The sequence below is a fragment of the Streptomyces sp. NPDC005181 genome, assembly GCF_040608395.1.
Classification (GTDB): Bacteria; Actinomycetota; Actinomycetes; order Streptomycetales; family Streptomycetaceae; genus Streptomyces.
Map to the genome: position 1 here is coordinate 1 of NZ_JBEXID010000137.1, position 11,754 is coordinate 11,754.

9 protein-coding genes and 3 pseudogenes are annotated in these 11,754 nt (G+C 66.5%); 3 read left to right on the forward strand and 9 right to left on the reverse strand.

Going from position 1 to position 11,754, the window contains the following annotated elements; translation table 11 throughout:
- Window positions 1-316 precede the first annotated feature (316 nt).
- Window positions 317-1,128, forward strand: a pseudogene (locus ABZV38_RS37245) (IS3 family transposase); the annotation flags it as partial.
- A 12-nt stretch (window positions 1,129-1,140) separates the two neighbouring features.
- On the opposite strand, the pseudogene ABZV38_RS37250 reads toward ABZV38_RS37245, so the two are convergent.
- A pseudogene (locus tag ABZV38_RS37250) lies at window positions 1,141-2,148 on the reverse strand (ISAs1 family transposase); the annotation flags it as partial.
- A 353-nt stretch (window positions 2,149-2,501) separates the two neighbouring features.
- On the opposite strand from ABZV38_RS37250, the gene ABZV38_RS37255 reads away from it, so the two are divergent.
- Window positions 2,502-3,476, forward strand: coding sequence for a helix-turn-helix domain-containing protein (locus ABZV38_RS37255; RefSeq protein ID WP_356332997.1), 975 nt, complete (start codon window positions 2,502-2,504; stop codon window positions 3,474-3,476).
- A 22-nt stretch (window positions 3,477-3,498) separates the two neighbouring features.
- Here the strand turns inward: ABZV38_RS37255 and ABZV38_RS37260 are convergent, their stop codons facing one another.
- Window positions 3,499-3,723, reverse strand: a complete 225-nt coding sequence (locus tag ABZV38_RS37260; protein ID WP_356332999.1) for a hypothetical protein — start codon at window positions 3,721-3,723, stop codon at window positions 3,499-3,501.
- A 230-nt stretch (window positions 3,724-3,953) separates the two neighbouring features.
- Between ABZV38_RS37260 and ABZV38_RS37265 the strand changes: the two genes are divergently transcribed.
- A complete protein-coding gene (locus tag ABZV38_RS37265) occupies window positions 3,954-5,156 on the forward strand; it encodes an IS110 family transposase (RefSeq protein ID WP_356333001.1) in 1,203 nt (400 codons plus the stop codon).
- 22 nt (window positions 5,157-5,178) lie between these two features.
- On the opposite strand, the gene ABZV38_RS37270 is transcribed toward ABZV38_RS37265, so the two are convergent.
- The 7 genes and pseudogenes from ABZV38_RS37270 to ABZV38_RS37300 all read right to left on the reverse strand — a co-directional run.
- Window positions 5,179-5,574 carry a hypothetical protein gene (locus ABZV38_RS37270; protein WP_356333003.1) on the reverse strand — a complete coding sequence of 132 codons (396 nt, stop codon included), beginning with the start codon at window positions 5,572-5,574 and terminating at the stop codon, window positions 5,179-5,181.
- A 1-nt stretch (window position 5,575) separates the two neighbouring features.
- Window positions 5,576-5,836, reverse strand: a complete 261-nt coding sequence (locus ABZV38_RS37275) for an iron-containing alcohol dehydrogenase (RefSeq protein WP_356333013.1) — start codon at window positions 5,834-5,836, stop codon at window positions 5,576-5,578.
- A gap of 261 nt (window positions 5,837-6,097) precedes the next feature.
- Window positions 6,098-6,301, reverse strand: a pseudogene (locus ABZV38_RS37280) (hypothetical protein); the annotation flags it as partial.
- A gap of 229 nt (window positions 6,302-6,530) precedes the next feature.
- Complete coding sequence (locus ABZV38_RS37285; RefSeq protein ID WP_356333004.1) at window positions 6,531-7,094, reverse strand: YceI family protein; 564 nt, start codon at window positions 7,092-7,094, stop codon at window positions 6,531-6,533.
- Window positions 7,095-7,509: 415 nt separating this feature from the next.
- The gene (locus ABZV38_RS37290; protein ID WP_356333006.1) at window positions 7,510-9,237 is read right to left on the reverse strand and encodes an FAD-dependent monooxygenase; all 1,728 of its coding nucleotides are present in this window, start codon (window positions 9,235-9,237) and stop codon (window positions 7,510-7,512) included.
- Window positions 9,238-9,314: 77 nt separating this feature from the next.
- Entirely contained in the window at window positions 9,315-10,541 is a 1,227-nt protein-coding gene (locus ABZV38_RS37295; RefSeq protein ID WP_356333009.1) for a cytochrome P450, read from the reverse strand.
- A 76-nt stretch (window positions 10,542-10,617) separates the two neighbouring features.
- Window positions 10,618-11,754 (reverse strand): FAD-dependent oxidoreductase (locus tag ABZV38_RS37300; RefSeq protein WP_356333011.1); only part of this gene is annotated, 1,137 nt, incomplete at its 5' end.

The following is an 11,754-nucleotide window of genomic DNA, read 5'->3' on the forward strand; positions in this document are numbered from 1 at the left end:
ATGCCGGACTGATTTGGAAGCTAACAGCCGGTTTCACGGGTCGCATTGCCGTTGCACGCACGCCCATGTCCCCTGCGTGCAGACCAGACGGCGTGGCCCTGGCCGCCCGGACAGCGACCGGTAGATCTCAATGACCGCGTCATCCATGAAGGAGCGCGGCCGGTCAGGTCGATGGGCTTGGGAGTGCTGACGTTTCGTTGCCCGTTTCCGGCGTGGGTTTCGGGCAGACGTGTGTGCGGCGTCGGGGGGACCTGTCCCTGAGTGGTGGACACCTCTGAGCCCGGCCCCGGCAGGTGCCTGGGAGGAGGGATCTCTTATGGTGATGAAGGTCTGTTCGCCCGAGTTCAAGGCGGACGCTGTCGCGCTGTACCTGTCGGACCCGAGCCACACTTTCGAGGGCATCGGCAAGGATCTGAGGGTCAGCCGGGAGACGCTGCACAACTGGGTGCGGGCCGAGCGGGCCCGCCACGGCGGGGACGGCACGACGAGCACGAGCAGGGAGAAGAGCACGGTGGATTCCCCGCCGACGGCCGAGGCGCTCCAGGCCGAGAACGAGGCACTGCGCCGGGAACTGGCGGCGGTGCGCAAGGAGAACCAAAAACTGGCCACCGAGCGCGACATCCTGCGTAAGGCGACGAAGTTTTTCGCACAAGAGATGACCTGGTGAACCGCTGCCAGTTCATTGAGGACCACCACCGCGCCTTCGGCGTGAAGCGGTTGTGCCAGGTGCTGGAGGTCGCCCGCTCCAGCTTCTACAAATGGCGGGCCGGCCGTGCGGCCCGTGCCGCCCGCGAGCGGGCGGATGCCGCTCTCGCCGAGCGGATCCGGGCCGTGCACGCCGAGTGGGACGGCACCTACGGCCGTCCCCGCATCACCGCCGAGCTACGCGACGACGGTGAGCGTGTGAACCACAAGCGCGTCGGACGGGTCATGCGCAAGTACGGCATCGCCGGACTGCGGCTGCGCAAGCGCCAGGCCACCACTGTGCCCGAACCGTCCGCCACCCCCGTGCCGGACCTGCTTGGGCGCGACTTCACCACGAGCGCGCCGAACACCAAGTACGTCGGCGACATCACCTACCTGCCGGTGGGCGACGGCGAGTTCCTGTATCTGGCAACCGTGATCGACTTCGATGGCCCATTGACCTCTCACGCAGCGGGCCAGCTTCGTCGCATCGGCCTTCTTGGCGGGTGTGGTGCTGACGCCGAGCTCGGCGACGGCGTGGGTCTTCCCGTCGCCGCGTCCGGTGGTGTACCGCTCGATGAGCAGGGCCTGGGTGGCGTGGGGGAAGTTGACCTGGTCGGCCTCAAGGGGCTGGACGCGCACGATGCGCGTCTCGTGGCGGCCGCTGTTGGTTTCTTCGGTGCGGGCCGTGGTGATGTGCTTGTTGGTGGTCTCGTCCCAGTCGAGCGCGTCGAGCTGGTTGAAGAGGGTGGAGCGGTTCTCCTTGACCGGGAAGAGGCCGAAGGCGCCACGTCGGTGCAGGTAGTGGGCATGGCCGGCGGCCGTGTGCAGGGCGTCGGCGGTGACGATCGCTCCGGTGATGTCGTCGATCAGGTCCAGGGCGGCGGTGAAGTGCACGGTCTTGTGCGGCTTGTGGCGCATCTCGCGCTGGGCGAGCATTACGCCGGGGTCGACCTGGTAGACGCCCAGCAGGTGCAGCTGCAGGCCCTCGGCGTCGCGGGCGCCGCGCACGGTCTTGCCGTCGGCCGCGAGCTGGAGCACGGGTGCTTCGCCGGTGACGGAGGCGAGCGGGTCGGCGGTGTGGGCCTGCACGAACGTGCCGACGGCCGCATCGAATGCGTCGGCGTCGAGCCGGGCCAGAGTGCGGGTGAGTGTGGTGGCCACCGGCAGCCGTCCGGGATCGCCGTCGGGGACTTCGAGTGCGGCGAGGGTGCCGGTGCCCTGGCCATGGGCCCAGCGGATCACGCCGCGCACCGAGCGGACCCCGCACAGCAAGGCGCAGGCGACCAGGCCGAGCAGCATCGGCAAGGGGTGCGTGACCAGGTGCGGAGCGCGCGGGTCGGGCACCGTATGGACCGCCTGCAACAGCCAGGGAAGCTGCTCGGGTGTACACAACTCGTCGCCGTCGACGCCGAGTTGTTCGGCGAGTTGACGGGATGTGGGCAGGGTCGGGCAGGATGTCATGCGGGCGCGGCCTTCACGATCTTGCGAGTGGAATCACATGATCATGACGGGCCGCGCCCTTCGCCGTTCACCCGCCCCCGTCTCAAGATCCGAGCACGCATCACGCCTGCACCACCGTGAGCGGGTTCGAAGCCGAAGTCGGCGGCGACCGTGTTGCCGCAGCTCGGTCGGGATGCTTCGCCGCGCACCCGGAGCGACAAATGGCGGGCCGAGGCTGCCCTTGGTGCTGAGCTGACCGAGCTGAGGGTGTTGACAAACCCGGCGACCACGCGCACTCTGATCGCACAAATTCGCTCTGATGGTCGCACCAAATAGTTTCGTCCGATTCCTGGTCCCAGGCTACAAGGTGACAGATGGATGATATCGCCTCGACTTTGGCGCACTCTTCGGTGCACCCCGAGTACAACGCTCGGGGCACCTCGAACTGGCGCGCTTTGCTGGCGCAATCATTGCTCGCGTTCAGTGTCGAATCTGATGAGCCGCGGCGCTTTCGGGGACATCTCCGTAACCGGAAGATCGCCGACGTGGAATTCATCGAGATGTTTACCGACCGGCACACGGCGCACCGCGGCGCTGACGAAATCGAGCGCGACGAACGCCTCGACTACGTCCTGTGCCTCCAGGTGGCAGGCGTGGGCGAGTTTCACCAGGGAACGCGGACGGCCGTACTCCAACCAGGTGACATCACCATATTCGACGCCACCCGCCCAGCGACGGTGGTGAGCAGCGCCGACTATCAGAACGTGTGTATCAAGTTCCCCCAGCAGCTGATTCGTCTCCCGCGCTCCCAGGTCAACCAGCTCACCGCGGCCCGCATCGCAGCCCGTGACGGGCTCGCACCCGCGACCGGCGCGTTCCTGATGAAACTCAGCCAGGTCATGGAGGACCTCTCCAGCCGGACCAGATACCTCGCCGCACGGAACGCTCTCGACCTGGTCACGACAATGTTCCAAGGACTTCTTGACGTGCCCGGCGAGGATCACGAAGACGACGGAACGATTCTGCTCGGACAGATCCAAGAATACATCGACGACCATCTCGCCGAGCCTGAATTGGCACCGAGCACCATCGCATCCGCGCAGTACATTTCACTCCGGCACCTGCATAGCGTTTTTCAGGAGAACGGGATCACGGTCTCGTCGTGGATCTGGATGCGCCGGCTCGAGATGTGCAAGCACGACCTCGTCCAGCTCTCCCCTGAGGCGATGTCGGTCGCGGCCATAGGCTTGCGATGGGGCTTCAAAACGGCATCGCATTTCGGACGCGCCTTCAAGGACAGATACGGGCTGACGCCGGCCGAGTTTCGGCGGGCGGCGTCAGCGGAATGAATCGTGATCGAGCGACCAGACGTCACGAGTAGGCGGCTCGCAGGATCTGTGCCGCCGCACGTTTCCCCACCCGGTGCGGGTTCGGGATGGGTAGCGCCTTGGAGACGACCTCGATCGCCTCATCGAACTGGTCGGGTCGGAGCCTCAGGGACCGCAGATCCTGGAGGGCGCTCACGTCACGGTACTGCTGACGGAGCCTGCCTACCGCGTCATGGGAACCGAGCGCACGGGCGATGACCCCCCCCATTACCTTTTCGGTGGTCCCGCAATGGGGCTCCCGGCCTTCGGGCCCGGCATGACTTCCCCCCCTTGTTAGCCATGGTCCGGGGGGTGGTGTCACCGGTCCCGGAGGCACTGACAGACCGCTGATTAGGGGCATGACCACCGGCCTTTTCGCAGGTCGGGAGGCTCTTCGTAATGTGGATGTGGCGATCGGTGCCGGAGGACGGTCGGGTGGAGCACGACCGAAGGACGCACGTGATCGAGACCGGCGACATCGACGTCTTCCTCGGCCTGGACGTCGGCAAGGGCGAACACCACGCCACCGCCGTCACCCCGGCCGGAAAGAAGGCGTTCGACAAACGCCTGCCCAACACCGAGCCGAAGCTCCGGGAGTTGTTCGCGAAGTTGCAGGCCAAACACGGGACGGTGCTGGTCGTGGTTGACCAGCCAGCCTCGATCGGAGCCCTGCCGCTAGCGGTCGCCCGAGACATGGGTTGCCCGGTCGCCTACCTCCCGGGCCTGACGATGCGGCGGATCACCGACCTCTATCCTGGCGAGGCCAAGACCGATGCGAGGGACGCGTTCATCATCGCGGATGCGGCCCGCGCGATGCCTCACACCCTGCGCTCGGTAGACCTCGAGGACGAGACGATCGCCGAGCTGGAGATGATCGTCGGCTTCGACGACGACCTGACCGGCGAGGCCACCCGGGTCGCGAACCGGCTCCACGGACTGCTGGCCCAGATCCACCCGTCGCTGGAACGGGTCCTGGGCCCGCGGCTGCAGCACCCGGCCGTCCTGGCCCTGCTGGAGCGGTTCGGGTCCCCAGCCCGCATACGCAAGGCCGGCCGGCGCCGCCTGGTCACGCTGCTGCGGCCGAAGGCCCCACGCATGGCCGAGCGGCTGGTCGAGGACATCTTCACCGCGCTGGACGAACAGACCGTGGTGGTCCCCGGCACCGAAGCGGCCGCCCTGATCGTCCCGAGCCTGGCCACCTCGCTCGCCGCCGTGCTCGACCAGCGCAAACTCCTGGCCGGGCGGATCGAGGAACTGCTGGAGGCCCACCCTCTTTCCCAGGTCCTGATCTCGATGCCGGGCATCGGCATCAGGACCGGAGCCAGGATCCTCATCGAGGTCGGCGACGGCAGCAGGTTCCCCTCCGCCGCCCACCTCGCCGCCTACGCCGGCCTCGCCCCGGCAACCCGCCACTCGGGCTCCTCGATCAGAGGCGAACAGCCCTCCCGCCGGGGGAACAAGCAGCTCAAACGAGCCTTCTTCCTCTCCGCCTTCGCAGCCCTGGGCGACCCGGCTTCCCGGGCCTACTACGACAAGAAGATCGCCCAGGGCAAGCACCACACCCAAGCCCTCCTCTGCCTCGCGAGACGACGAGCCGATGTCCTCTTCGCGATGCTTCGCGACGGCACCTTCTACGAACCCCAACCCGCCCGAACAGCTTGACCGAACACCATGCTGCGAGAGCTCACGAGACGGGCTGATCTGCGATGTCTCGGTACTCGTCCACGAGCCGGAAGAAGGCGTCAAGCGGAGGTTCATCAGGAAGGTTCTCCCCAATCGCAGCGTCCCATCCAGTCGCCATCGACCATCCATGGGTCCTGCTGAGCCAAGAGGAAAACCCTCCACTTCCACGATGAAACGCGAACTCCTCATCGGCATCGTGGACCTGAAGAGCGAGGTGGTAGCCGAACATCATCACTGCCAGTTCCTGCAACGAGCCGTTACGCACCCATGCGTTCGGCCGCTGCCGAACGGCATCCAGCAGGTCATAAATGTCCCGCCACTCTTCAACAGCGCGCGCTTTCGACCCTCCGCCTGGCACCCCCACCGCATCCCCCTCTCCAGCCGACATCACCAGCAAGCTAACCCGCCACCTTGACGAACTGCATAGGGGCACCCCCCCCGGCCTCGGCTGCTGCCTCGACATTGAACGCGAGGACGTGCGGAAGAACGGCGGTGTGGGTCCCGGCGTGCGGCAGATCGAACGTGCCACCCAAGGCGTGGCAGATCTTGTGGTGCAATCCCGAGCCGGCCACAGCGAAAGCCGACCCAGCCGAGTATGAGCCGTAGAGCAGCTGTTCCCGCCGGGCAACACCGGAATCCCGCAGTCCGCCGGCCAGCACCCGGGATGCCTTCGGCAGCCACAAGCGACGTCACCGGGTTGGCTCCGGGCGCCCAGAATGCCTCCATGCAGTGCGCCATGGCGTTGAGGGCGGAGGACACTGCGATCGTCTGCGGCAAGGTGTCCGTCAGGTCCGCGTCGTAGATGTCGGCTCCGCCTGAAAACTGACCATGTGGTTCCGGGCGGGTTCCGGAACACGATGGTCAGGATTCAGGCGGCGTTGACAGTAGATCACGCTGCGCGGCAGGACGCGGTCGTCGCGTCACGTTTCCTTCCTGGCTGTACTCGTCATACCCCAGATCGGCGTCGGCTCTGAGCCCGCGTAAGTGGTCGGGCCATACCCCACTCCCCCAGCTGCGCCCGCGCCTGGCCGGGCCCGCGCCTGGTCGGCGCGAGAGCGTGGCCGCAAATGCGCGCCGAAGGTCTGGGATAACTGACGCAGCCCCGCGTCGAGCACCTCGAAGCCATCTGGAGAAGCGGGCCTTTAGATGGCCGAAGCACCCTCAGGCCTGCGCACGTTGGTGACGTCACTGGCAACCACGACGCGCGACGGCCACGCGCGGATCCAGGTCGGAAGGATCCACCGCATGGCCCTTTGCAGTGAGAGGAAGCAGAAGCTGGGGTGTCCGGTGTCCGGTGGGCGGTGGCCGCGCTGCCGGCGTCATGGGGTGGCGCCGGCAGCGCGGCGGGGTCGGTCAGTTGCCCTTGATCGCCGAGACCTCGAACTCCAGCACGATCTTGTCGCTGACCAGGACCCCGCCGGTCTCCAGCGTCGCGTTCCAGGTCACGCCGTAGTCCTTGCGGTTGATCGTCACCGAGCCCTCGAAGCCGACGCGCACGTTGCCGAACGGGTCGGTCGCCGCGCCCTCGTACGTGAAGGGGACAGTCACCGGCTTGGTAACGCCCCTGATGGTGAGGTCGCCGGTCAGGTCGAAGGTGTTCTCGCCGTTCTGGCGCACGGCGGTGGAGACGAAGGTGATCTCCGGGTGCTGGTCCATGGCCAGGAAGTCGTTGCTGCGCAGGTGCTCGTCGCGCTGGGCATTGCGGGTGTCGATGCTGGCGGCCTTGATGGTCACCGTGGCGGTCGAGTCGGCGGGGTTGTCGCCGTTGATGTACGCGCTGCCTTCGAACTCGTTGAATGCGCCGCGGACCTTGGTCACCATCGCGTGACGGGCGACGAACCCGATGCGGGTGTGCGAGGGGTCGAGGGTGTAGTTGCCGGTGAGCCTGGCCAGGTCGGTCGCGGGGGTGGTGGTCATCGGGGCGCCTCCGGTAGGTCGGTCATCGGTGTAGATGACATGTCATCTCGGTGTTGCGGCCGAGGTGTTACGAGTCGCGGAACGGCTGCAGCAGTTCTCTTTGGGCGTGCCCGACAGGTAGGACATCGCATCGGTCATTTCGGTATTGATGGCGCTGGGGGGAGGCTGTTGCAGCGGATGTACTCCGACCCAAGCTCCTTGGCCATGGCAATCGCCAGGCCCCGCACGCCGCACTTGGCTGCTGAGTAGGAACAAGAGGACAGTTCGCTTGATGAAGCGCATTCCGAGCGTCTTCACATGGAAGTCCACATCTTCCTGCGCCGTTCCGACGGACTAGGTCACGTGGTGACTGCCGTCGATGTAAGCGATGGTTCATTCTTTCGGCAGGGAATCGGGACGATGGACACCGGTGCGCTCATCGGCGAGCTCCGGATCCGATGGGTGGCTGGATGACCACGCCGGGCTCGAGCGCGGCGGTGAGAGCGCCGATGACGGCTTCGGTCGATGCGGCGTCGCCGTTCACCGCACGCCACGCCACGAACCCGTCGGGGCGGACGAGGACCATTCCGGTCGAGCTGATTCCGTACGCGGCACAGAACCCGCCGGCGACGTCGCCGAAACCGTCCACACATCCGATCCGGTGAACGTCAATGGCCACCTCGGCCGTCTCCACGGCAGTCCTCGCCGCCGTCGCCCACGCGTCCGCCTCGGGCGCCCCGAGCATCACGAAATTCAGGCCGAACAGGTCATGCGTCGAGATCTCCTGGCCGTCGCGCATGAGCACGTGATGCGGTGCTCGGGTCCCGGGTGCCCCAGCCGACTCACGCGGACTGCCGTGTACCGGCTCAGGGGTGCGCCCGACATCCGACGTCTCGATCCGGTACCGGTAGCCCAGATCGATGTCGGCGTCGCTGACGAGGGGCTCGATGCCGTGCACGGCGAGAAACGGCGCGGCCCTGGTGACATATCGGCCGTACGCCTGCTCGACGGTAAATCGAGCTACCGGCCGCCGTTCGGCGTCGTAGGTCGCCAGCAAGCCGGCTCCGGCCCGGCCGTCGAGCGCAGCCTTGATCTTCCACGCGAGGTTGTGCGCGTCGTGGATGCCGGTGTTCCCACCGTATCCACCGTAGGGCGGCATCGAGTGTGCCGAGTCACCGACCAGAAAGACGTTGCCGCTCTGGAAGCTGTCTGCCACCTGCGCGGTCGCCTGCCAACGCATGACGTCGTCGATCTGGACCTCGATGTCGGGATCGCCCAAAGCCGACCGGACGAGTTCCACACAACGGTCGTCGGTCAGGTCGGTCCAGATGTCACTGTTCGGGTTTTGCGGGTCACCAAGGCCGTGTACCGCCAGGAATCCCGACCGGTAGGGCTTCTCGATGCGGAAGAAGCCCTGCAGTGTCTCGTTGACGACCATGATGACGCCAAGGTTGCGTTTCCGCAGCAGTGCCTCCACGTCTGCACGGAAGTAGATGGTGATGCTCTTCGAGAGCACACCGTGACCGCTGACGCCGATCCCCAGCCGGTCGCGAATCGTGCTGTGCGCGCCGTCGGCCGCGATCATGTACCGCGCGCGCACCGTCGACACCTTCCCGGTGTCACGGTGACGGATGACGGCTGTCAGGCCGTCGCCATGGTCCTCGAAGGTCACGAGTTCGGTGCCGAATCGGATGTCGGCGCCGAGCTCCCGGGCCCGCTCAGCGAGGACTGGCTCGATGGCCACCTGGGTCGCGAACAGCCGCAGACACGGGCTTAGGTCCCTGACCCCCTCGTTAAGCGTCGGCAGGTGCCAGGCGATCTCCTTCCCGGCCAATGTCTCCACAGACATGATGGCGGCGTCCTGGTCGAACTGTTCGACCGATCGGCTTTGGATGACGTCTTCGATCCCGGCGCCTCGCAGGATCTCCATCGAGCGCTGGAGAATGAGTGCGGCGCGTGGGTGGATCGCTGTCCCCTGATGCCGTTCGACGACCAGTGAGGGAATTCCCTGTTTTCCGAGGAGAACTGCACTCGTCATCCCGACGAGGCTGCCACCGACGATGAGAACAGGAACGTCGTGACCTACCATCACCACCCCTTTCCTGATGATTTCTAAGCTAATCGGAATATCCGTGACCGAATTGGGCTTTTCCCGCGGAAACAATCTATGAACACAGGGGGCATGACCACATCACCGTGGCGCGCAAGCGGATGTCCGTTCGGCGCACACCCGTCGCGTGATCACCGAAGGCCCCCGCCACGACCGATTGCCTCAGCTGCCCTGCCCGTCCGGACGGCGACGGGCAGCGAAGCGAGCGCTCGGGTGCTGTTGTTGAGTTTGAGGGTCGGCTCGCTCGTGATCTCGAACCGCTCGACTCGCTTCGCCAGTGCGGCCAGGGCGGCATGCCCCTCGAGACGGGCAAGTCCTTGCCCAGCGCAACCGTGGATCTCGTACCCGAAGGCAAGGTGGTCGACAGCCCCGCGCCGGATGTCGAACCGGTCCGGATCCGGGTACTGGCGCTCGTCACGGTTTGCCGCGCCGTAGAGCACCACGACCCGGCTCCCCGCGGGCAACGTGAGCCCGTCCGCGCGGTATTCCCGCCGGGTAACCCGCGTGAAGAGCTGCACGGGCGACTCCAGCCGCAGTACCTCGTTGAAGGCACTGGGAATCAGACTCGGGTTCGCGCGCAGGGCGTCCCACTGGTCCGGATGCTCCGCGAAGAGCTTGACCGCGCTGGCCAGTGCACTGACCGTGGTGTCGAGGGCCGGGATGCTGTACCCGGCCATGAGCGGCACCACGGCCTCGCACGGGATCTCGCCGCGGTCCGCAGCCTCGTGGATGGTCGTCGCGAACCCGCCGGGCAGCATGCGGTCCCGGGTGCAGGTGTTCTCCAGCCAGCCGAACATCTCCTGCATCTTGGGGAGCGAATCCTGCATCCGCCGGTTCTCCGGCCCGACCGCGTTGAAGGTCTCCTCACCCCATTCGAGCAGGCCTTCGCGGCCCTCGTGCGGAAACCCGAGCAGGTCGAGGATGATCGAAATCGGGATCACCCTCGCCAGGTCGGTGACGGCGTCGAAGGAGCCACGCCCCACGAGTTCCTCGATGTGCTCTTCGACCTTGCGATCGACATCCGCGCGGAGCTCACGCAACGCCCTGGGCGAAAGCCGTCCGCTCAACACGTTGCGCAGGTCGTCGTGGTGCGGCGGGTCGGACGCGATGATGGTGCCCGTCAAGGCCTGGTTGAAGATGCCGTTGAGGCCCACACCATCCGCCGAGGAGAATGTCTCCCAGTCCTCCAGCGCGTCGCGCACCTGCTCGTAGCGGGCGAGCACGTGAACGTCGTACCGCGTCAGGTAGACGATGGGGCCGGCGTCGCGCAGGTCTCGGTACAGCGGATACGGGTCGGTCAGAGCGTCGTCGGTGAACAGGTCAATGTCGCTGGTCTTCATGGCCGATCGTATGGACATGAGGTATCACCTTTGATTCGACAGGTACGGGGCAGAAAAGCGCGGGCGGCCTGGCGCTCAGCACGCCGAGAACCGGTCACCGTCCGGAGGGCCGTTGGGCCAGCCTCCGGAGCTTCACAACCGACATCTTGTAGTTCACACTCGCAGCCACGACGGGCTGATCGCCGTGGCGCCATTGGAGAAGGGCACTGCGATCGGCGGTAGACCCGTCGAGGACGACCGGGTTCCCCTCGGCCGGTATCGGGCCGCAGACCTTGATGTTCAAGCCAAAGGCTTCGGTCCAGAAGTACGGGGCGGGCCGATGGGGAGCGGCGGCACCGCCGTGGACAAGTGCCGCCGCGGCCGCCCGCGCCTGGTCGATCGCGCTGGCCCACTGTGGGGTACGGCGAGGTGCCCCACCCGGCTCGGACCGAAACGCGACGACGTCCCCGGCCGCCACGACCCCAGGTGCGACCCGGCATCGGTCATCGACAAGGACTCCGCCGGCCGTCGTGATCCCGGAGTGCTCCAGCCACTCGACGTTCGGCTGACAGCCGACCGCGGTGACGACGAGGTCCGCGGAAAGCTGGTCACCGTCGGCCAGCTGGACACCGGTGATCCGGCGGTCACCGAGCAGCCGGACCCCACCTGGTGAGATCACCAGCTTCACGCCGTGGTCGAGCGCAGCGTCGGTCATCAGTTCCGCGAGGAACGAACCGAGCTGCCGGACGAGCGGGGGCTCACGATCGACCACGGTCACGTCCAGACCGAGCCCACGGCACACCGATGCGATCTCCAGACCGAGGAAACCCGCACCGACGATCAGTACCCGAGGTCGCTGGCCGAGGCTGTCACGTAAAGCAATTGCATCATCAACGGTGCGCAGGACGACCTCGCCATGCTGGCTCGGCGCGGCAAGCCTTCGCGCCCGCGCACCGGTGGCGACCACCAAACCCGCGAACGGCACCTGAGCACCATCAGCGAGCAGGACCCGGCGGGCACCGAGGTCGAGACCCGCCGCTCGCACATTCAGACGCACGGTCACATCGTCCGAGAAGGCGGGCAGTGCGACGCTGTCCGGCGGCTCGTCACCCTTCAACACGCTCTTGGAAAGCGGCGGCCGGATGTAGGGAAGGTGCGGTTCGTCCCCGAGGAGAGTGATCGGCCCGACATAGCCGTTCTGCCGCAATGCATCGACGGCAGTAACCGCGGCGAGCGATCCACCGACCACGAC